The following is a 20598-nucleotide window of genomic DNA, read 5'->3' as shown; positions in this document are numbered from 1 at the left end:
CGGACAGGGAGCCGACAGGATGACCCGGCAGATCAGGACGAGTCCGGCGGGCAGCGAGCGCAGCCTGCACAAGGCGTACGACACGGCCCTGCTGGACCTGGACGGAGTGGTGTACGCGGGCGGCGAGGCGATCGCGTACGCGGCGCAGTCGCTGGCGTCGGCCCGGGCCGACGGGATGCACCTCGCGTACGTCACGAACAACGCGCTGCGTACCCCGGAGGCGGTCGCCGAGCACCTGAGCGAGCTGGGCATCCCGACCGAGGCCGGTGAGGTGATCACCTCGGCGCAGGCCGTGGCCCGGCTGATCTCGGAGCAGGTGGAGCCGGGGTCGAAGGTGCTGGTGATCGGCGGGGAGGGGCTCCGGGTCGCGCTGCGCGAGCGGGGGCTGGTCCCGGTGGACTCCGCCGACGAGGAGGGGCTCGCGGCGGTGGTCCAGGGGTACGGGGGCCCGGACCTGCCGTGGTCGCGGTTCGCGGAGGCCGCGTACGCGATCCACCGCGGGGTGCCGTGGTACGCGTCGAACACCGATCTGACGATTCCGGGGGCGCGCGGGATCGGGCCCGGCAACGGGGCCGCGGTGGAGGTCGTCCGGATCGCCACGGGTGCCGAACCGCAGGTGGCGGGGAAGCCGCTGCCCCCGATGCACCGGGAGACGGTGCTGCGGACCGGGGCCGAGCGGCCGCTGGTGGTCGGTGACCGGCTGGACACGGACATCGAGGGCGCTTTCAACGGGGAGGTGGACTCGCTGCTGGTGCTGACCGGGGTGACGGACGGGGCGCAGCTGCTGCGGGCCGAGCCGAGGCACCGGCCGACGTACGTGGACCGGGACCTGCGGGGGCTGCTGACGGGGCAGCCGGAGGTCGTGGCGGCGGACGGGGGCTTCCGCTGTGGTGGCTGGACCGCGGTGGCGGCGGCGGACGTACTGGAGTTGCGGGGCGAGGGCGATCCGATCGACGGGCTGCGGGCGATGTGCGCGGCCGCCTGGACCCAGGCGGTCGAGGGTTCCTGCTCGCTGGACGCGGGGAAGGCCCTGGCCCGGATCGGGTTGTAGGCGGGGGCGGCCGGGCAGTCGGGCAGTCGGGCGGCGGTCCGTGAGGCGCCGTGTGCCGAGCCGGGGCCGAGCCGGTTCCCTGCCGGTGTCGAGCAGGGGCTGATCAGGCGGAACGGCACCTGGCCGGGCGGAGGGTAGGCTAACCTAACTTCCGTGTTGGTCGAGAGTCCCCCTGAACAGAGCGCGGCGCCGGTCGCCGCCGCCCGCCCGCGGCACGCGGCCCGCGCCGCCGGTCTGCTCGGCGCCCTCGCGGTGCTGGCCCTGATCGCGGTGGCGAGCATCGCCGTGGGCGCCAAACAGATGCCCCTCGACCAGGTCTGGCACGGCCTGTTCCACTACGCGGGAACGCCCTCCGACGTGGTGGTGCGCGACCTGCGGGTGCCGCGCACCCTCCTCGGGCTGATGGTCGGGCTCGGCCTCGGCCTCTCCGGTGCGGTCATGCAGGCGCTGACCCGCAATCCGCTGGCCGAGCCGGGCATCCTCGGCGTCAACGCGGGCGCCGCGGCCGCCGTGGTCTCGGCCGTCACCTTCCTCGGAGCCTCCTCGCTCAGCGAGTTCGTGTGGTGGGCCTTCCTCGGCGCCGCCGTCGTCTCCGTCGTGGTCTACGTACTCGGCGGCAGCCGCAGCGCGACACCGGTGCGCCTCGCGCTCGCCGGTACCGCCGCCAGCGCGGCCCTGGTCGGCTACATCAACGCCGTGCAGCTGATGGACAGCAAGGCGCTGGACAAGATCCGCTTCTGGACCGTGGGCTCGCTGGCTTCCGCGAACATGGACACCGTCCGGCAGGTCGCGCCGTTCCTGCTGGTGGGCGCGGTGATCGCGCTGTCGCTGGGCCGGCCGCTGAACGCGATGGCCATGGGCGACGACACCGCGCGGGCCCTCGGCGCCCACCTCACCCGGACCCGGATCGCCGCAGTGGTCGCCATCACCCTGCTGTGCGGGGCGGCGACCGCCGCCTGCGGGCCGATCGTCTTCATCGGGCTGATGATCCCGCACCTGGTGCGGCTCCTCACCGGCCCCGACATGCGGTGGGTGCTCGCCTACTCGGCGGTCCTCTCGCCGGTGCTGCTGTTGGGCGCGGACGTCGTCGGCCGGGTCGTCACCCGGCCCGCCGAGCTCCAGGTCGGCATCGTCACCGCGCTCATCGGCGGACCCGTCTTCATCTACCTCGTCCGGCGCAAGAGGATGGCCCAGCTGTGACCGTCGACCTCCGGGCGGACGAGCCCGGCTCCCGCGGCTCCCGTCCCCTGCGCGGCCCCGGCGGGCTGTCCCTGCGCCTGGAGCCCCGGGCGCTGGTCGCCGGACTGCTGCTCACCGCGGCCGCGCTGGCGATGGCCGTCGTCCTGATCGGCACCGGCGACTTCGAGATCGCGCCGTGGGACGTCGTACAGACCCTGCTGGGCAACGGCACCCCCGCCCACGACTTCATCGTCAACGACCTGCGGCTGCCGCGCGTGCTGGTCGCCCTGCTGGTGGGCGCCGCGCTCGGCATGGCCGGCGCGGTCTTCCAGTCCGTCTCCCGCAACCCGCTCGGCTCCCCGGACCTGCTCGGCTTCAGCTACGGCGCGTCGGTCGGTGCGCTCACCGTGATCGTCCTGTTCAAGGGCGACGTGAACGCGGTCGCGGGAGGCGCGCTCGTGGGCGGACTGCTCACCGGCGTCGTCGTCTACCTGCTGTCGTACAAGCGCGGCATCCACGGCTACCGGCTGGTGCTGGTCGGCATCGGCGCCTCCGCAATGCTCGTCGCCGTCATCAACTACCTGCTGACCAAGGCCCAGCTCGTCGAGGCCACCCGTGCGATGGTCTGGCTGACCGGCTCGCTCGCCGGCCGGGACTGGAGCCAGGTCTGGCCGCTGCTCGGGACGTGTGCGGTGCTGTTCCCGCTCGTCCTCGGGCAGGGCCGGGCCCTGCGGATGATGGAGATGGGCGACGACGCCGCGTACGCCCTCGGAGTACGGGTGGAACGTACGCGGATGCTGCTGATGCTGGCGGCGGTCCTGTTGACCACCGCGGCCGCCGCGGCCGCCGGACCCATCTCGTTCGTCGCCCTGGCCGCGCCCCAGCTGGCCCGGCGGCTGACCCGCTCGCCCGGGTCGAACCTGCTCGCCGGCGCGCTGATGGGCTCCGTCCTGCTGCTCGTGTCCGACTGGGCCTCGCAGCGCGCCTTCGGCGCCGACCAGCTGCCGGTGGGTGTGGTGACGGGGCTGGTCGGCGGTGTCTACCTGCTCTGGCTGCTCGTCACCGAGCGCAGGGCGGGACGTATATGAGCACGGACACGAGCAACTCAAGGAGTACGCAGGTGCAGCGGCTGACCGCGCAGAACGTGACCCTCGGCTACGACCAGCGGGTCATCGCCGAGAACCTGTCGGTGGAGATCCCCGACCACTCGTTCACGGTGATCGTCGGACCCAACGCGTGTGGCAAGTCCACGCTGCTGCGGGCCCTGTCGCGGATGCTGAAGCCGTCCGCCGGGCAGGTACTGCTGGACGGGCAGGCCATCGGGTCGATGCCGGCCAAGAAGGTCGCCAAGACGCTGGGCCTGCTGCCGCAGTCCTCGATCGCGCCGGACGGGATCACCGTCGCCGACCTGGTCTCGCGGGGCCGCTACCCGCACCAGGGGCTGCTGCGGCAGTGGTCGCCGGAGGACGAGCGGATCGTCCTCGAATCCATGGCCTCGACCGGGGTCGCCGAGCTCGCGGACCGGTCGGTGGACGAGCTGTCGGGCGGCCAGCGCCAGCGGGTGTGGATCGCGATGGCGCTCGCGCAGCAGACGCCGCTGCTGCTCCTGGACGAGCCGACCACCTACCTCGACATCCAGCACCAGATCGACGTGCTGGACCTGTGCGCCGAACTGCACGAGAACCAGGGCCGGACCCTGGTGGCCGTGCTGCACGACCTCAACCACGCGGCCCGCTACGCCACGCACCTGATCGCGATGCGCGGCGGAGAGGTCGTCGCGGAGGGGCCGCCGGCCGAGGTGGTCACGGCGGAGCTGGTGGAGAAGGTGTTCGGGCTGCGCTGCCAGATCATCGATGACCCGGAGACGGGCACCCCGCTGGTGATCCCGGCCGCCAGGACCCGGGCCGGGCGTTTGACCGGTAAGGGTGCCGCGGGCTGACCGTCGAGGGAGCGTGCGCGCCGTTGCCGGGGCGCCGTTCCCGGTCCCTCCTCCGGCTACGGCCGGCGTGCCCCCGGCGCCCCGATGCGACCGGGCGGGGCCGGGTCGTGCCGGGTCACAGCAGGCTCTTGAGGCGGAGCAGGTCGCGGAAGCCGGCCTCCAGCCGGACCCGGCCGGAGGCCCAGGCCTTGGCGAACTTCAGCTCGCCCGCGACCATCGCCACCAGGTCGTCCCCGGCCATCGCGAGCCGGATCTCGGCCTTGGCGGCGGGCGGACCGGGGGAGACCGCGTCCACCCGGATCCGGCCTCCTTCGAGGCGGCCGGTGAAGGTCTGGTCGAGGTCCGTGATGTGGCAGCTCAGGGAGCGGTCCAGCGCGGCAGCACCGCGCACACTGCCGTCGGCCTGCGCGAGGTTGTCGGAAAGTCGGTCGAGTGCGGCGCGGCACTCATCGATCGTAGCCATCGTGATCTCGACCGTACCGCAGAGCCGTGCGCGGCCGCCCGGGTGCTTCGGGGTAGCGTCGTGGCATGACCGACGACTTGGCCGACGCGGCACCGGACGCACCGGACGTACCGGGTGAACGTGGTGAACCGGGCGTGTCCGCGGTACTCGGCGCCTCCGGGGAAGCGGCGCCGGAGCCCTCCGCCGGGCCCGCCGGCCCCGAGCCCCTCGGCCTCGTCCGTACGCCCACCGGCCATGCCGGGGTGGACGCGCACCTGGAGCGGCTGGCCGAAGCCGACCACCTCACGGCGGACGGACACGTCGCGGTGTACGAGGATGTGCACAGGGGGTTGCGCGACGCGCTGACCGCGCTGGACGCACCGCCCGTCCCCGGACCGTACGAAAACAGGAGCTGAACCGAACGTGGCAGGAGTGGCACGCCGCCGCCTGGACGCCGAACTGGTACGCCGCAGCATGGCCCGCTCGCGCGAGCACGCCGCCCAGCTGATCGCCGCGGGCCGGGTGACGGTCGGCGGCGCCACCGCGACCAAGGCGGCCACCCAGGTCGAGACCAGCGCGGCCCTGGTGGTCCTCAAGGACGACAGCGACCCCGACTACGTCTCCCGGGGCGGCCACAAACTGGCCGGCGCACTGGCGGCCTTCCAGCCGCAGGGCCTGGCCGTCGAGGGCCGCCGGGCGCTGGACGCCGGCGCCTCCACCGGCGGGTTCACCGACGTACTGCTGCGCGCGGGCGTGGCCCACGTGATGGCCGTCGACGTCGGCTACGGGCAGCTCGCCTGGTCGCTGCAGAGCGACGACCGGGTCACCGTCAAGGACCGGACGAACGTCCGCGAGCTCACCGTCGAGCAGCTCGACGGGACCCCGGTCGACCTCGTCGTCGGCGACCTGTCCTTCATCTCCATCGGCCTGGTCCTGCCCGCCCTGGTGCGCTGCTGCGCCCCGGACGCGGACCTGGTGCTGATGGTCAAGCCGCAGTTCGAGGTCGGCAAGGACCGGCTCGGCAGCGGCGGCGTCGTACGCAGCCCGGAGCTGCGGGCGGAGGCCGTGCGCGAGGTGGCGGCCCGGGCGGCGAAGCTGGGGCTCGGCGTGCTCGGGGTGACCGCGAGTCCGTTGCCCGGTCCGTCGGGTAACGTCGAGTACTTTCTGTGGCTGAGGGCGGGGGCACCGGCACTCGACCCGGCGGATGTTGACCGAGCAGTGGCGGAGGGGCCGCAGTGACTGAATCAGCGGACAGGTCGGATACCTCGCAATCATCGGTTCCGACGGAGGGGCGGACCGTCTTCCTGCTGGCGCACACCGGGCGGCCGGCGGCCATCCGCAGCGCCGAGCTGGTCGTACAGGGGCTGCTGAAGAGCGGGCTAGGCGTACGGGTCGTCGAGTTCGAGGCGAGGGACCTGCCACTGCCGCCCGAGGTGGAGCTGGTGGCCGAGTGCACCCCCGCGGCGCTCGAAGGTTGCGAGCTGCTCATCGTGCTGGGCGGCGACGGGACCCTGCTGCGCGGCGCGGAGTTCGCGCGCGGCTCGGGCGTGCCGATGCTGGGGGTGAACCTGGGTCGGGTGGGGTTCCTCGCGGAGGCCGAGCGGGACGACCTGGACAAGGTCGTGGACCGGGTCGTGACGCGGGCGTACGAGGTCGAGGAGCGGATGACCCTCGACGTGCTCGTACGGACGAACGGAGACGTCGTCCACCGGGACTGGGCGCTGAACGAGGCGGCCGTCCAGAAGGTGTCGCCCGAACGGATGCTCGAAGTGGTCCTGGAGATCGACGGGCGCCCGGTGTCCGGCTTCGGCTGCGACGGGATCGTCTGCGCGACCCCGACGGGATCCACGGCGTACGCCTTCTCCGCCGGCGGGCCGGTGGTCTGGCCGGAGGTGGAAGCGCTGCTGATGGTGCCGATCAGCGCGCACGCGCTGTTCGCGAAGCCGCTGGTGACCTCGCCGGACTCGGTGCTGGCGGTGGAGGTGCAGACCGGAGTGCCGCACGGCGTGCTGTGGTGCGACGGCCGCCGGACGCTGGAGCTGCCGGCAGGGGCCCGGGTGGAGGTCCGGCGGGGCGCGGTGCCGGTGCGGCTCGCCCGGCTGCACCACGCGTCGTTCACGGACCGGCTCGTCGCGAAGTTCGCGCTGCCGGTGTCTGGGTGGCGCGGAGCGCCCCACTAATAGCACATTCGTTCGGGAAACTCTCGACGGGTGACGTCACATGGCACCGGTGAAACCTCGGTATCGTCGTCCCGTGCTTGAGGAGATGCGGATACGGTCGCTCGGGGTCATCGACGACGCGGTGGTCGAGCTGTCGCCCGGTTTCACCGCGGTGACGGGTGAGACCGGCGCGGGCAAGACGATGGTCGTCACCAGCCTCGGCCTGCTGCTCGGCGGTCGCGCCGACCCGGCCCTGGTCCGGATCGGGGCCAAGGCGGCGGTCGTGGAGGGCCGCATCGTCATGCGCCCCGACGCGCCCGCCGCCGTACGCGCCGAGGAAGCCGGGGCCGAGCTCGACGACGGAGCCCTGCTGATCAGCCGGACCGTGTCCGCCGAGGGGCGCTCGCGCGCCCACGTCGGCGGCCGCTCCGTGCCCGTCGGCCTGCTCGGCGAACTCGCGGACGACCTCGTCGCCGTGCACGGGCAGACCGACCAGCAGGGGCTGCTGCGGCCCGCCCGCCAGCGCCAGGCACTCGACCGGTACGCCGGCGACGCCGTCGCCGTCCCGCTGGAGAAGTACGGGGCCGCCTACCGGCGGCTGCGCGCCGTCGCCGTCGAACTCGACGAGATCACCACCCGGGCCCGGGAACGCGCCCAGGAGGCCGACCTGCTGCGCTTCGGCCTGGACGAGATCGCCGCCGTGGAACCGCTGGCCGGCGAGGACGCCGAGCTCGCGGCGGAGGCGGAACGGCTCGGCCACGCCGAATCGCTCGCCTCGGCGGCGCAGATCGCCCACGCGGCCCTCGCGGGCGACGTCGAGGACCCGGAGGACGTCGACGCCAACACCCTCGTCGCGGGCGCACACCGGGCCCTGGAAGCCGTACGGACCCACGACGCGGCGCTCGGCGCGCTCGCGGAACGGATCGGGGAGCTCGGGATCCTGCTCGCCGACGTCGCCGGGGAACTCGCCGGCTACGCCGACGACCTGGACGCCGATCCGCTGCGACTCGCCGCGGTGGAAGAGCGGCGGGCGGCCCTGACCCAGCTGACGCGCAAGTACGGCGACTCGATCGACTCCGTCCTGGAGTGGGCCGAGCGGGGCTCGGCCCGGCTGCTGGAGCTGGACGGCGACGACGAGCGGATCACCGAACTGACCGCCGAACGCGACGGGCTGCGGGCCGAACTGTCGCTGCTGGCGCAGGGGCTGACCGACGCGCGGGTGGAGGCGGCGACGCGGTTCGCGTCGGCCGTCACGCAGGAGCTCGCGTCGCTGGCGATGCCGCACGCACGGGTGACGATCGACATCCGGCAGGTGGAGGACCCCGACGGGGTGGACGTGGACGGCCGTCCGGTCGCGTACGGGCCCTCGGGCACGGACGAGGTCGAACTGCTGCTCGCCCCGCACCCGGGCGCCCAGCCGCGGCCGATCGCCAAGGGCGCCTCGGGCGGTGAACTGTCGCGCGTGATGCTGGCGGTGGAGGTCGTGTTCGCCGGCTCCGACCCGGTGCCGACCTACCTCTTCGACGAGGTCGACGCGGGCGTCGGCGGCAAGGCGGCGGTCGAGGTCGGACGGCGGCTCGCGAAACTGGCCAAGTCGGCGCAGGTCGTGGTCGTCACGCACCTGCCGCAGGTCGCCGCCTTCGCGGACCGGCAGCTGCTCGTCGAGAAGACCAACGACGGGTCCGTGACGAGGAGCGGGGTCACCGTCCTCGAAGGCGAGGACCGCATCCGCGAGCTGTCGCGCATGCTGGCCGGCCACGAGGACTCGGCGTCCGCGCGGGCGCACGCCGAGGAACTGTTGGCGGCGGCGCGCGCGGACGTGTAGCCGCGGTCGCGGTCGTGGTGTGCGAGGACCCGGGACGGACGCCGTCCCGGGCCCTCGTCGCATCCTGCGCTACGCCGTGTGGGTGAGACTCGGGGGCGTGTGACGGTATCTCCTGCGGGATCCGCACCCGTATGGTCCCGGAACGCGCGTGCGGACTGGCATCCTGGGCGAGTCTCTGCCTTCCTCCCTCACCCTGGAGCTTCGGCCCGTGAGCAGCTCCCCGGTCTCCACCCCCGTCCCCGCGCAGCCGTACGGGCGGCCACCGCTCCGCACCGTCCAAGTACTCGGCGGCGCCGGCGCGGGCAGCAGCGCGCACGTACGGTCGCTCACCACCGGGCTCGCCGCGCGCGGGGTCGGGGTCACGGTGTGCGCGCCCGTCGAAGCGGAGGGGGAGTACGACTTCACCGGCGCCGGGGCGCAGTTCACCCCGGACGCGGTGAGCGCGCTGCGCGCCGTGTGCGCCGGGGCGGACGTGGTGCACGCGCACGGAGTACGAGCCGGAATGCGGGCCGCGCTGGCGCTGCGCGGGCGCCGGGTCCCGCTCGTGGTGAGCTGGCACGGCGGCGGCCCGGCGGCCGAAGGGGCGCTCGGGCGCCTCGGCCGGGTGCTGGAACGGCACGTGGCACGGGCCGCGGCGGTGGTGCTGGGCGCGTCCTCGGACCAGGTGGACCTGGCACGGGCGCGGGGCGCCCGGGACGCACGACTGGCGCCGGTGGCCGTGCCGATGGGGCCGGGACCGGCCGGCCCGGACGACACGGCGGACCCCGGCAAGGCACGGGCGGAACTCGGAGCGGTGGGACGGCCGCTGCTGATCGCGGTCGGCAGCCTGGTGGAACACCGGGGGTACTCCGTACTGCTGGACGCGGCGCGGGCGTGGCGGGTACTGGAGCCGCTGCCGCTGGTCGTGATCGCGGGGGAGGGCCCCCAGCGGGCCGAGCTGACCCGGCGGATCGAGGCCGAGGGTCTGCCGGTGCGGCTGCTGGGGCGGCGCCGGGACGCGGCGCAACTGCTGGCGGCGGCGGACCTGGCGGTGCTGCCCAGCCGGTGGGAGGCGCGGTCCCTGCTGGCGCAGGAGGCCCTGCGGGCGGGGGTGCCGCTGGTCGCGACGGCGGTCGGGGGCGTGCCGGAGCTGGTCGGGGACGCGGGGGTGCTGGTGCCGTACGGGGATGCGGCCGCGCTGGCAACGGCGGTGGCGGACCTCCTGTCGGACCCGGCCCGGCGGAGCGGGTTGGCCGCGGCGGGGCGGGCCCAGGCGGCGACGTGGCCGTCGGAGGACGACACGGTGGCGCAGATCCTCTCGATCTACGACGAACTGACCCCCCGCCGCCCCTGACCCCACCCCGCCGCAGTCGCCGACGGGTGGCTGGGCCAGGTTCCGGCGTGCTCGGGGCTCCAGGGGCTCCGCCCGGGCCCTCGTGCCTGGATCGCCGGCAGGGCTGGATGGGGGCGAGGGCGTCGTGCGGGTGCGGCCCGGTCGCCGTGGGCCAGCCCCCGTCCCCCGTGCCCATTCCCCGCCACAGTCGCCGACAGGGCTGCGTCAGGTTCCGGCTCGGGGCCCCAGGGGCTCCGCCCGGGCCCTCACCCCCGCCTCGAACGCAGGCGGGGCCGGGATGGCCCAGGGGGCTCGACACGCCCCGCAGGGCCCACCCGCCCCCTGCGGCCCGCCGACGGGCTCTGAGCAGCGAGCGCGCACCACTCGCCTCGGAGGGGGCGCCGCGCCCCTGGACGGCAGCCAGTGGCCCGTCGGAGGCCGCCTGGCCCCTGACCCGGGGCCGATCCCCGGCTGCGCGCGGCGCGCGGTCACCGCACCCCGCCGCGGTGCGGGGCCTGGGGGAGGGACACGTCGGGAAGGAGCGGGCCGCCAGGGTCGCGCGGTGCGAGGAGGGCGTCAGGAAGGAGACGTGGTGTGGCGGCGGGCGCGGAGGGCCAGGCTCAGGGAGAGGACCGTCTCCGGGTCGTCCAGGTCGGTTCCCAGGAGTTCTGAGATCCGGGCCAGCCGGTTGTACAGCGTCTGCCGGTTGAGGTGCAGCTCGCGCGCCGTCTCCGCCTTGCGGCCCGCATGGGCCAGGTACGTCTCCAGGGTCGGCAGCAGCGGTGGGCGGGACGCCGCGTCGTGGACCCGCAGCGGCCCGATCGCCCGGTCCACGAACGCCGCCAGGTCGGGGTGTTCCCGCAGCCGCCACAGCAGCAGGTCGATGTCCAGCCGCCGGGCGTCGTACCAGGGTCGGGCCGGCAGGCCGTGCGCGGCCGTGGCGGTCTCGGCGGCGTGGCGCAGGCCGGAGGAGGCCGCCGCCCAGCCGCCCGCGACGCCCACGACCACCGCCGGCGGGGCCGCGGCCCGGTCCAGGCCGGCGCGTTCCACACCGGCCCGCAGCGCCGCCGCGACCCGGTCCGCGACCGCCGCGCGTTCCGATTCCGCGCGGAGCGAGACCAGCAGCGGCACCCGGCCTTCCACCGGCCGGACCCCGAGGAGCACCGGTACGCCGACCGACGACAGCTCCTCCAGGACCGCCCGGGCCAGGACGGCCCAGTTCCCCGACGGGCCGAGGTCAGAGGCCAGCCGCATGACGACGGGCAGCAGCGGACCGGCTCCGGGTTTGAAGCCCAGTACGCGGGCTTGCGCCGGGGCGTCCTCCGCAGAGATGCGGCCTTCCGCGAGGTCGGTGAGGAAGTCGCCGCGGCCGCGCGCGGCCAGCTCGTCCTCCTGGCGGGCCTGCATGAGAACGACGGCCAGGACGCCCGCCGTCCGTTCCGCCGCCATCCGGTGGACGGGCAGCAGCGGCGCCGACACGCCCAGCAGGACCACCCTGGCGCGGATCGAGCCGGTGCCGTGGCCGCCGCCGGGGACGTCGACCAGGACCGCGTTGGCCGACGGCTCCGCCTCCCGCTGGCCCCGCAGGCCCTCCCACACCTGGAGCGGGTCGGCCGCGGCCTCCCCGGAGACCGGGCCCGCCGCGTACAGGAGTTGGCCGTCGGGGGTCTCCAGGAACACCGGGTTCCCGGTGAAGTCGGCCAGGATGCGCAGCACCTGCGGGATCCCGCCGCCGCCCAGCAGGGCCTCGGTGCACCGCCGGTGGACTTCCTCGGCCCGCTGGAGCAGGGCGTAGTGGTGGTTGACGATCTCGGTGTGGACCTCCTCCGTCACCGTCACGAACGGCACTTCGCGGTGGAGCTGGACGAGCGGGAGGCCCGCCGCCCGGGCCGTCTCGACGAGGGTCGCCGGGAGCCGGGTGAAGCGCGGGCCGAGTTCGACGACCAGCGCGGCGATCCCCCGGTCCGCGAGGCGCCGTACGAAGGCGCGCTGCTCGGCGGGCCGGGTGCCGAGGCCCAGCCCCGTGGTCAGCAGCAGTTCCCCGCCCTTGAGCAGGGAGGCGATGTTCGGCACCTCGCCCGCGTGCACCCAGCGCACGGTCCGGCCGAGGCGGTCGGCGCAGGCCACCACCTCCGGCAGCCCGCTGCGGAGTCCGGGCAGCTCCAGTGCCCGCTGAACGGTGATCCCGCCCTGGTTGTCCATATCGCGGGACGCTACCGGCCGCCCGGTTCCCGGCACATCACCGGGCAGGGGCAAGGTCCGATATGCCCCCGTCCGGCCCGAGACGTCAACCGGGTCACGCGGGCTTGATGTTGTGGTTGAAGCGGAACACGTTGTCCGGGTCGTACGTACGCTTCACCGCGGCCAGCCTGGCCAGGTTCTCCGCGCCGAGACCGGCCACCACCCGCTCGGGGCCCTCGTCACCGGTGAAGTTGAGGTAGACCGCGCCCGTGCTCCACGGCTGTACGTGGCCGCGTACGTCACGGACCCACTGCTGGCAGCGTTCGTCCTCGGCCGGGTCCTCCCAGATGCCGAACGGGTGCACGGCCCAGGGGGCGTCACGGTACGGAACCGGGAACTCCGAGGGCCCGTCGGCGATGGCCCCGCCCAGCGGGAAGAGGGCGTGCTGGGTCGGGGACGGCGAGGGCATCACGTCGCCGAGGGCGCAGAACACGCTGACCAGTTCGTCCGGCAGGCCGGTCAGGTACTCCGCGGACCAGTAGTTCCGCAGGCCCGGCGGGTCGTCCAGCATGCACTGGAAGTCCGGGTACGGGAGGGCCATGAGCACCTCCGCCACGTGCGGCAGCGCGAGCAGCGGCTCGGCGAGCTTGCGCAGCGCCTCCTCGCTCCCCGCGTACGTGATGAGGGAGCCCACCAGCCGCGTCCCGACCAGGTCGGGCGGTACGAAGGGTTCCGGCGGGCCGGTCAGGTAGATCACGCCGCCGCCCGCCTCGGCCGGCCCGCCCTCGATCACCTCGCGGTAGGTGCGCAGTACTTCGGGTCCGGCCTCCGGCGGGTACAGCAGAAGGCAGATCGCGAACTCCGGCAGCTCGTGCAGGCGCAGCGTGATCGAGGTGGCGACGCCGAAGTTGCCGCCGCCGCCGTGCAGGGCCCAGAACAACTCGGGGTTGTTCTCGGCGGTCGCCGTCACGGTGTTGCCGTCCGCGGTGACCAGGTCCACGCCGAGCAGGTTGTCGACGGCCAGCCCGAACTTCCGGTCCAGCCAGCCCGATCCGCCGCCGAGGGTGAACCCGGTGACGCCGGTGGTGGAGACCCGGCCACCGGTGGTGGCGAGCCCGTACGGCTGGCAGGCGCGGTCGAGCACGCTCATCACCGCGCCGCCCTCCACGCGTACGGCCTTGGCCCCGGGATGGACCGTGACCTCCTGCATCCGGCGCATGTCGACGACGACGCCGCCGTCGTTGAGGGACATCCCGGCGACGCTGTGGCCGCCGCCGCGCACCGCGATCGGCAGGTCCAGCTCCCGGGCGAAGCGGACCGTGGTGACGACGTCCGCTTCGCTCTCGCACCGGGCGATCACGGCGGGCCTGCGGTCGATCATCGAGTTGAAGATCGTCCGGGCCTCGTCGTAGCCCGGATCGTCGGGAGCGAAGACCTCACCGGCCAAGTCCTCGCGGAGCGCGGCCAAAGCCGTGCCGGCCTTCGAGTGGGGAGCCATGGCTGCGCCCCTTTCGCGCAGGAAACGAACCCTTCCAGCGTAGGCGGGGCCGTTGCCGACGGCGCGGTGAGCGGACGGCGTGCGGCAGCGGTGTGCGGCAGCGGCGCGGCACCGCTGCCGCGCTGCCCGCGTCAGCCTCCGTACGCCCCGCTGGCGGTGAGCCGCAGGGCCGTGTCGATCAGGGGGACGTGGCTGAACGCCTGCGGGAAGTTGCCGACCTGGCGCTGGAGCCGCGGATCCCACTCCTCCGCCAGCAGTCCCAGGTCGTTGCGCAGGGCCAGCAGCCGCTCGAAGAGCTGGCGGGCCTCGTCGACCCGGCCGATCATCGCCAGGTCGTCCGCCATCCAGAACGAGCACGCCAGGAAGGCCCCCTCGTCGCCTTCGAGTCCGTCCACACCGGCCTCGTCGCCGGTCGTCGGGTAGCGCAGGATGAACCCGTCGGGCGTGGACAGCTCGCGCTGGATCGCCTCGATGGTGCCGATGACCCGCTTGTCGTCCGGCGGCAGGAAGCCCATCTGCGGGATCAGCAGCAGGGAGGCGTCCAGCTCCTTCGACCCGTACGACTGCGTGAACGTGTTGCGTTCCTTGTCGTAGCCCTTCTCGCACACGTCCTGGTGGATCTCGTCGCGCAGTTCGCGCCACCGCTCCAGCGGGCCGTCCGCGTCGCCGCTCTCGATCAGCTTGATCGTCCGGTCCACCGCGACCCAGGCCATGACCTTCGAGTGGACGAAGTGGCGGCGCGGGCCGCGCACCTCCCAGATGCCCTCGTCGGGCTGGTCCCAGTGGGTCTCCAGGTAGCGGATCAGCTTCAACTGGAGCACCGAGGCGTAGTCGTTGCGCGCCAGGCCCGTCATGTGACCCAGGTGGAGGGCCTCGGTGACCTCGCCGTACACGTCCAGCTGGAGCTGGTGCGCGGCGCCGTTGCCGACCCGGACCGGGCGCGATCCCTCGTACCCGGGCAGCCAGTCCAGCTCGGTCTCGCCGAGTTCCCGCTCGCCGGCGATCCCGTACATGATCTGCAGGTTCTCCGGGTCGCCGGCGACCGCGCGCAGCAGCCACTCGCGCCAGGCCTGGGCCTCCTCGCGGTAGCCGGTGCGCAGCAGCGAGGACAGGGTGATGGCGGCGTCGCGCAGCCACGTGTAGCGGTAGTCCCAGTTGCGGACGCCGCCGATCTCCTCCGGCAGGGAGGTGGTGGGCGCGGCGACGATGCCGCCCGTGGGGCCGTACGTGAGCGCCTTGAGGGTGATCAGGGAGCGGATGACGGCCTCGCGGTAGGGGCCGTGGTACGTGCAGTGGTCGACCCATTCGCGCCAGAACGCGGCGGTGGTCGCCAGGGCCTCCTGCGCGTCGGGGGTGTCCGGGGCGCCCTTGTGGGAGGGCTGCCAGCTGATGCAGAAGGCCTTGCGGTCGCCGGGGCCGAGGGTGAAGTCGGAGTACGTGGTCAGGTCCCGGCCGTACGTCTGCGCGTCGGTGTCCAGCCAGACGGAGTCCGGGCCGGCGACGGCGACGGTGCGTCCGTCGACCTTGTGCACCCAGGGCACGACCCGGCCGTAGCTGAACCGCATGCGCAGCGCGGAGCGCATCGGGACCCGCCCGCTGACGCCCTCGACGATGCGGACCAGCTGCGGCGCATGGTCCTCGCGGGGCGGCATGAAGTCGATCACGCGGACCGTGCCGCGCGGGGTGTCCCATTCGGATTCCAGGACCAGTGAGTCGCCCTGGTAGCGGCGCCGGGTCGCCGCGGGGGCCCCGGTTTCCCCGGGGAGCACCGGTCCGATGCGCCAGAAGCCGTGGTCCTCGGTGCCCAGCAGGCTCGCGAAGACGGCATGGGAGTCGAAACGTGGCAGACACAACCAGTCCACCGATCCGTCCCGGCAGACCAGCGCGGCGGTCTGCATGTCCCCGATCAGTGCGTAATCCTCGATGCGCCCGGACACGTAGATCTCCAGTCGAACGGCCACGTCCGCCCCGAAGGGCGCTTGCATTGCGCGGTTGCGCGGTCCCGTGGGTGTGGATCCCCGCACTGAGCTCATGATTCCGGATGCGGCCGGGTTACGCCGTCTGCCGGACTGCTCGGCGGCGATGTGAAGCGATATCCGAGCAGGATATGACGGCACCCTAGTGATCTCCTGAAGTCGGGGGACAATATGACTCGACCAAATGGGTGACCAGCGGCAACGACGGTGTGACCGGCCGCGGGACGGCCGGTGGCGCTGGGTCGAGCAGTCGTCGCGGCGCGTGCCCGGAGGCGGACCGGCCCGGGCGCTGATAGGCTGGTACCCCGTGGACCGGTGGTCTGCCTGTGCGAATCAGGAGCCCCGAAACCGCAGCTTCGGCGCCCCCTGAGAGCCTCCGGTTCGATGGTGGCCGGCGCCGGATGCACCGCACCTCACTTCGCGACCACGGGAGCCCCCTCTTGGCGAGCACAGCCATGACGACCAAGCACATCTTCGTCACCGGGGGTGTCGCCTCCTCCCTCGGCAAGGGCCTGACGGCCTCCAGCCTGGGTGCGCTGCTCAAGGCGCGCGGCCTGCGGGTCACCATGCAGAAGCTCGACCCCTACCTGAACGTCGACCCGGGCACGATGAACCCGTTCCAGCACGGCGAGGTGTTCGTCACCAACGACGGCGCCGAGACCGACCTGGACATCGGCCACTACGAGCGCTTCCTCGACGTCGACCTCGACGGCTCGGCCAACGTCACCACCGGCCAGGTCTACTCCCAGGTCATCGCCAAGGAGCGGCGCGGCGAGTACCTCGGTGACACCGTGCAGGTCATCCCGCACATCACCAACGAGATCAAGAGCCGCATCCGCCGCATGGCGACCGAGGACGTCGACGTCGTCATCACCGAGGTCGGCGGCACCGTCGGCGACATCGAGTCGCTGCCCTTCCTGGAGACGGTCCGCCAGGTCCGCCACGAGGTCGGCCGCGACAACGTCTTCGTCGTGCACATCTCGCTGCTGCCCTACATCGGCCCCTCCGGCGAGCTGAAGACCAAGCCGACCCAGCACTCGGTCGCCGCCCTGCGCAACATCGGCATCCAGCCCGACGCGATCGTGCTGCGCGCCGACCGCGACGTCCCCACCTCCATCAAGCGCAAGATCTCGCTGATGTGCGACGTGGACGAGGCGGCCGTCGTCGCCGCGATCGACGCCAAGTCGATCTACGACATCCCGAAGGTGCTGCACACCGAGGGCCTCGACGCGTACGTCGTGCGCAAGCTCGACCTGCCGTTCCGCGACGTGGACTGGACGGTCTGGGAGGACCTGCTGGACCGCGTCCACAACCCCGACCACGAGGTCAAGGTCGCGCTCGTCGGCAAGTACATCGACCTGCCCGACGCGTACCTGTCCGTGACCGAGGCGCTGCGCGCCGGCGGTTTCGCCAACAGGGCCCGCGTCCAGATCAAGTGGGTCACCTCCGACGACTGCAAGACCCCGGCGGAAGCTGCCGCGCAGCTGTCCGACGTGGACGCGATCTGCGTGCCCGGCGGCTTCGGCGACCGCGGCGTCAACGGCAAGGTCGGCGCGATCACCTACGCCCGCGAGAACAAGGTCCCGCTGCTCGGCCTGTGCCTGGGCCTGCAGTGCGTGGTCATCGAGGCCGCGCGCAACCTCGCGGGCATCGCGGAGGCCAACTCCACCGAGTTCGACGCCTCCACCCCGCACCCGGTCATCTCGACCATGGAGGAGCAGCTGGCCTTCGTCGAGGGCGCGGGCGACCTGGGCGGCACCATGCGCCTGGGCATGTACCCGGCCAAGCTCGCGGAGGGCTCCATCGTGCGCGAGGTCTACGGCGACCAGGCGTACGTGGACGAGCGCCACCGCCACCGCTACGAGGTCAACAACGCGTACCGCGGCGAGCTGGAGAAGAAGGCCGGCCTGGTCTTCTCCGGCACCTCCCCGGACAACAAGCTCGTCGAGTACGTCGAGTACCCGCGCGAGGTCCACCCCTACCTCGTGGCCACCCAGGCCCACCCGGAGCTGCGCTCGCGCCCGACGCGCCCGCACCCGCTCTTCGCGGGCCTGGTCAAGGCGGCGGTGGAGCGCCAGCAGGCGGCCAAGTGACGGCCTGACCGCATAACGTAGACAGCCGGGGCGAGGATCTTGCCCCGGCTGTCGCGTTTTCGGAAGGACACGGGGTACGGATCATGGCCATGGGCATCGCGGACAACGCCGAATCGTGGGAGGTCATCGCCTCACGGACGCCGTTCGAGGGCGCGAAGACGTCGGTCCGCTCGGACCAGGTGAGCATGCCGGACGGATCGGTGGTGCGCCGCGACTACCAGGCCCACCCGGGCTCGGTGTGCGTGCTGGCGCTCGACGAGGACGGCGGCGTGCTCGTGCTGCGCCAGTACCGGCACCCGGTACGGCACAAGCTGTGGGAACTCCCGGCCGGGCTGCTCGACGTACCCGGCGAGAACCCGCTGCACGCGGCCCAGCGGGAGCTGTACGAGGAGGCGCACGTCAAGGCCGAGGACTGGCGGGTGCTCGCGGACTTCTTCGCGTCCCCCGGCGGTTCGGACGAGGCGATCCGGATCTTCCTCGCGCGCGGTCTGTCCGAGGCGGAGGGGGAGCGGTACGCGGCGTCGGAGGAGGAAGCGGACATGCAGATCGCCCGCGTTCCGCTACAGGATCTGGTCCGGGGGATCCTGGAAGGCCGGCTGGGCAATCCGGGACTGGTGACGGGAGCGCTCGCCCTGTCCGCCGCGCTGGCGTCCACCGACGGCCTGGACTCCCTGCGCCCCGCCCAGGCCCCGTGGCCGGCCCGCCCGTACGAGGTGTAGGGCTCGCCGGGCCGCAGCTGGGGGGTGCCGACGGGCCCCGGGGCGTGGTGTGAACATCGGTTGATCCGATCGGGCGATGTGCCCGCCGCGCTCCACACAGGTCGTCGCTCTGCGTGAACTACGCTCGCAACCCGAAGGCAGGGAGAGGAGCGGATCCGTGACGGATTTCGTCGGGCGGCGGCGCGAGCTCAAGGAGCTGCGCGAGGACATCGCACGGACCGGGCTCGACACCCTCTCGGGGCGCAAGGCCAAGGCACCCAGGGCGCGCGTGCTGCTCGTCGCCGGACGGCCGGGGTCGGGGCGCACCGCCCTCGCCGAGGCGTTCGTCCGCGAGGTCGCCGCCGACTATCCCGACGGCGTCCTCAAGGTCCGCCTCACCACCCCCGGCGGCGAGACCGTGGCCACCGAGCGGGCGATCCGGACCCTGCTGGAGGGGCTGGGCGAGGCCACGCCCCCCGGCGCCGCCGAGGACGAGCTCAGCTCCGCCCTGCGCGCCGCCCTCACCGGACGGCGCACGATCCTGCTCGTCGACGACGCCGCCGACCCGTACCAGGTCGACGCGCTGCTGCCGGACACCCCCGAATGCCTCGTCGTCATCACCGCCGAGGGGCCGCTCACCGGGATTCCGGATGTCCGCCCCTGCACCCTCGGCGGGCTCGACACCCCCTCCGGGGTCCAGATGCTCGCCCAGCGCATCGGGGACACCCGCATCACCGTCGACCCCTGCGCCGCCGAGTCCCTCGCCGAAGAGTGCGGAGGGCAGCCCGCCGCACTGGCCCTGGTCGGCGGCTGGCTCACCGCACACCCCAAGGCCGCCGTCGCCGACGTGGCCAAACAGCTCCACGAGATGCCCCCCGGCACCAGCGGCCCGCTGGCCCGCGCCTTCCGGCTCGTCTACGAGTCCCTGCCGCAACCCGCCCAGCGGACCCTCCGGTTGCTACCGCTCGCCCCCGCCGGGATCGTCGACTCGCACACCGCCTCGGCCCTCGCCGGCTGCTCCGTGGCCGCCGCCCAGTCCACGCTGGAGGACTTCGCCGGGATGGGCCTCGTCCGGCACGCCTCCGACGGGCTCTTCCTGCTGCCCGGCTGCCTCACACCGCTGATCCAGGCCCTACTGGAGACCAAGGAGCGCACCGCCGAGGTCCAGCTGGCCCGGGCCCGGATGCTGGAGCGCACCGTACGCCTGCTGCACTCCTGCCGGGTCATGGCCGAAACCGGTGAGGGGGCCGAGGGCCCCCGCCTCCACGGTCCGGAGAAACTGGAGGGACTTCCGCGCGCGCTGCGCTTCCCCGACCGGCGCGCCGCCGCCACCTGGCTCGACACCCGGCTGCCCGCGCTGTCCGCGGCCGCCTCCCTGGCCGTGGCCGACGGCGGGCTGGACACCCTGGCCCGCCGGCTGATCGCAGCCCTCGTACGGGCCCTCGCGGAGCACCGCGGCACCGCCGGGGCCGCCCCCGAGCTGTACGGGCTGCACCGCCTGGTCCTGGACGTGGCCGAGCGCCGAAGCCTGCACCGGGAGCAGGCCGCGGCCCTGCTCAACCTGGCCGACCTGGACGCCGAGACCGGCCGCACACAGGAGGCGTTGGAGCGCTACCGGGCCGCGCTGGACGCGGGACGGGCCGCGAACGACCCGTACGCCACCGGCCGAGCGATGGAATCCGTAGGCGGCGCCTACCAGGAGCTCGCCGACTGGCACCGCGCCGCCGACTGGTTCGGCCGGGCCCTGGCGCAGGCCCTGGCGCGCGGGGAGCGCGCGGACGAGGCCCGGCTGTACGGACGGCTCGGCAACGTGCACACGTACGCGGGCCGCTACGGGGACGCGCTGCGCAGCTGGCGGACCGCCGCCGCGGGGTACCGGAAACTGGCCGATGTGCCGGGCCAGGCAAAGGCGTTGAGCGAGATGGCGCGAATCCAGGAGTACGCGGGGAGGCCCGAGGAATCGCTGCACACCTGCCGCGAGGCGGTGGAGCTCGCACGCCGGGCCAAAGACCTGCGGCTTCAGGCCGCGCTCCAGGTGCGGCTGGCCGACACGCTGGACCGGCTGGGTGACCCGGCAGCCGCGAGGCTGCACCGCTCTGCGGCCGACAGATTGCTGGGAGACGACCCCGCAGCCTGCGAAATCCGTAGTGGTTCCGACTGAGATTATTGGTTTGCAAGGCTAGACAGCGCGTCGTCCTTCATTAGACTGGCTTCACCACAGCATCCCGTGGTGCATCCCGTTGCG

The 20598-nt window shown here is 73.4% G+C and carries 16 protein-coding genes; 12 read left to right on the top strand and 4 right to left on the bottom strand.

The window, feature by feature from the left end; genetic code table 11:
- Positions 1–19: 19 nt before the first annotated feature.
- The 4 genes from OHA65_RS09860 (at position 20) to OHA65_RS09845 (ending at position 4169) form a co-directional block, all read left to right on the top strand.
- Positions 20–1051 (top strand): HAD-IIA family hydrolase, encoded by a 1032-nt coding sequence (locus OHA65_RS09860; protein ID WP_371646456.1) that lies wholly within the window; start codon positions 20–22, stop codon positions 1049–1051.
- Positions 1052–1204: 153 nt separating this feature from the next.
- Complete coding sequence (locus OHA65_RS09855; protein WP_405761753.1) at positions 1205–2251, top strand: FecCD family ABC transporter permease; 1047 nt, start codon at positions 1205–1207, stop codon at positions 2249–2251.
- A complete protein-coding gene (locus OHA65_RS09850; RefSeq protein WP_405761751.1) occupies positions 2248–3318 on the top strand; it encodes a FecCD family ABC transporter permease in 1071 nt (356 codons plus the stop codon). The genes OHA65_RS09855 and OHA65_RS09850 overlap by 4 nt, the downstream gene beginning before the upstream one ends.
- Positions 3315–4169, top strand: coding sequence for an ABC transporter ATP-binding protein (locus OHA65_RS09845; protein ID WP_327282752.1), 855 nt, complete (start codon positions 3315–3317; stop codon positions 4167–4169). Before OHA65_RS09850 ends, OHA65_RS09845 begins: the two co-directional genes overlap by 4 nt.
- Positions 4170–4284: 115 nt before the next feature.
- Here the strand turns inward: OHA65_RS09845 and OHA65_RS09840 are convergent, their stop codons facing one another.
- Positions 4285–4632, bottom strand: a complete 348-nt coding sequence (locus tag OHA65_RS09840) for an SCP2 sterol-binding domain-containing protein (protein WP_328762307.1) — start codon at positions 4630–4632, stop codon at positions 4285–4287.
- A gap of 65 nt (positions 4633–4697) precedes the next feature.
- Between OHA65_RS09840 and OHA65_RS09835 the strand changes: the two genes are divergently transcribed.
- The 5 genes from OHA65_RS09835 (at position 4698) to OHA65_RS09815 (ending at position 9928) form a co-directional block, all read left to right on the top strand.
- On the top strand, positions 4698–5027 hold the full coding sequence (locus OHA65_RS09835; RefSeq protein WP_327282750.1) for a hypothetical protein: 330 nt from the start codon (positions 4698–4700) through the stop codon (positions 5025–5027).
- Between the two features lie 7 nt (positions 5028–5034).
- A complete protein-coding gene (locus OHA65_RS09830; protein ID WP_327282749.1) occupies positions 5035–5850 on the top strand; it encodes a TlyA family RNA methyltransferase in 816 nt (271 codons plus the stop codon).
- Positions 5847–6791: an NAD kinase gene (locus OHA65_RS09825; protein ID WP_327282748.1), complete on the top strand. Its 945-nt coding sequence runs from the start codon at positions 5847–5849 to the stop codon at positions 6789–6791. The genes OHA65_RS09830 and OHA65_RS09825 overlap by 4 nt, the downstream gene beginning before the upstream one ends.
- Before the next feature lie 85 nt (positions 6792–6876).
- The gene (gene recN, locus OHA65_RS09820) at positions 6877–8595 is read left to right on the top strand and encodes a DNA repair protein RecN (protein WP_327285596.1); all 1719 of its coding nucleotides are present in this window, start codon (positions 6877–6879) and stop codon (positions 8593–8595) included.
- Positions 8596–8803: 208 nt separating this feature from the next.
- Entirely contained in the window at positions 8804–9928 is a 1125-nt protein-coding gene (locus tag OHA65_RS09815) for a glycosyltransferase family 4 protein (RefSeq protein ID WP_327282747.1), read from the top strand.
- A gap of 555 nt (positions 9929–10483) precedes the next feature.
- Here the strand turns inward: OHA65_RS09815 and OHA65_RS09810 are convergent.
- From OHA65_RS09810 to OHA65_RS09800, 3 genes are all read right to left on the bottom strand, one after another.
- Positions 10484–12109 (bottom strand): PucR family transcriptional regulator, encoded by a 1626-nt coding sequence (locus tag OHA65_RS09810; protein WP_327282746.1) that lies wholly within the window; start codon positions 12107–12109, stop codon positions 10484–10486.
- Positions 12110–12203: 94 nt separating this feature from the next.
- Positions 12204–13586 (bottom strand): FAD-binding oxidoreductase, encoded by a 1383-nt coding sequence (locus tag OHA65_RS09805; protein WP_328762304.1) that lies wholly within the window; start codon positions 13584–13586, stop codon positions 12204–12206.
- A 131-nt stretch (positions 13587–13717) separates the two neighbouring features.
- Positions 13718–15571 (bottom strand): glycoside hydrolase family 15 protein, encoded by a 1854-nt coding sequence (locus OHA65_RS09800; protein ID WP_327282744.1) that lies wholly within the window; start codon positions 15569–15571, stop codon positions 13718–13720.
- Positions 15572–16017: 446 nt separating this feature from the next.
- Here OHA65_RS09800 and OHA65_RS09795 point away from each other — a divergent pair, with 446 nt between their 5' ends.
- The 3 genes from OHA65_RS09795 (at position 16018) to OHA65_RS09785 (ending at position 20514) form a co-directional block, all read left to right on the top strand.
- A complete protein-coding gene (locus OHA65_RS09795; protein ID WP_327282743.1) occupies positions 16018–17655 on the top strand; it encodes a CTP synthase in 1638 nt (545 codons plus the stop codon).
- 89 nt (positions 17656–17744) lie between these two features.
- Positions 17745–18374 carry an NUDIX hydrolase gene (locus OHA65_RS09790; RefSeq protein ID WP_327285595.1) on the top strand — a complete coding sequence of 210 codons (630 nt, stop codon included), beginning with the start codon at positions 17745–17747 and terminating at the stop codon, positions 18372–18374.
- Between the two features lie 76 nt (positions 18375–18450).
- On the top strand, positions 18451–20514 hold the full coding sequence (locus OHA65_RS09785; RefSeq protein ID WP_327282742.1) for a tetratricopeptide repeat protein: 2064 nt from the start codon (positions 18451–18453) through the stop codon (positions 20512–20514).
- The last annotated feature ends 84 nt before the right edge of the window (positions 20515–20598 follow it).

The sequence above is a fragment of the Streptomyces sp. NBC_00045 genome, assembly GCF_045041095.1.
In the GTDB taxonomy this organism is placed as follows: domain Bacteria; phylum Actinomycetota; class Actinomycetes; order Streptomycetales; family Streptomycetaceae; genus Streptomyces.
Note: the sequence above shows the minus strand (reverse complement) of the source record. Positions and strands in the feature narration are given on the sequence as shown.

What these genes read in the sequence shown, in the direction of transcription:
- OHA65_RS09860 (WP_371646456.1), top strand. Translation starts at nt 20, where the DNA reads ATGACCCGGCAGATCAGGACGAGTCCGGCGGGCAGCGAGCGCAGCCTG.
- OHA65_RS09845 (WP_327282752.1), top strand. Translation starts at nt 3,315, where the DNA reads ATGAGCACGGACACGAGCAACTCAAGGAGTACGCAGGTGCAGCGGCTG.
- OHA65_RS09840 (WP_328762307.1), bottom strand. Translation starts at nt 4,632, where the DNA reads ATGGCTACGATCGATGAGTGCCGCGCCGCACTCGACCGACTTTCCGAC.
- OHA65_RS09835 (WP_327282750.1), top strand. Translation starts at nt 4,698, where the DNA reads ATGACCGACGACTTGGCCGACGCGGCACCGGACGCACCGGACGTACCG.
- recN (WP_327285596.1), top strand. Translation starts at nt 6,877, where the DNA reads ATGCGGATACGGTCGCTCGGGGTCATCGACGACGCGGTGGTCGAGCTG.
- OHA65_RS09810 (WP_327282746.1), bottom strand. Translation starts at nt 12,109, where the DNA reads ATGGACAACCAGGGCGGGATCACCGTTCAGCGGGCACTGGAGCTGCCC.
- OHA65_RS09805 (WP_328762304.1), bottom strand. Translation starts at nt 13,586, where the DNA reads ATGGCTCCCCACTCGAAGGCCGGCACGGCTTTGGCCGCGCTCCGCGAG.
- OHA65_RS09800 (WP_327282744.1), bottom strand. Translation starts at nt 15,571, where the DNA reads ATGCAAGCGCCCTTCGGGGCGGACGTGGCCGTTCGACTGGAGATCTAC.
- OHA65_RS09795 (WP_327282743.1), top strand. Translation starts at nt 16,018, where the DNA reads ATGACGACCAAGCACATCTTCGTCACCGGGGGTGTCGCCTCCTCCCTC.
- OHA65_RS09790 (WP_327285595.1), top strand. Translation starts at nt 17,745, where the DNA reads ATGGGCATCGCGGACAACGCCGAATCGTGGGAGGTCATCGCCTCACGG.
- OHA65_RS09785 (WP_327282742.1), top strand. Translation starts at nt 18,451, where the DNA reads ATGTGCCCGCCGCGCTCCACACAGGTCGTCGCTCTGCGTGAACTACGC.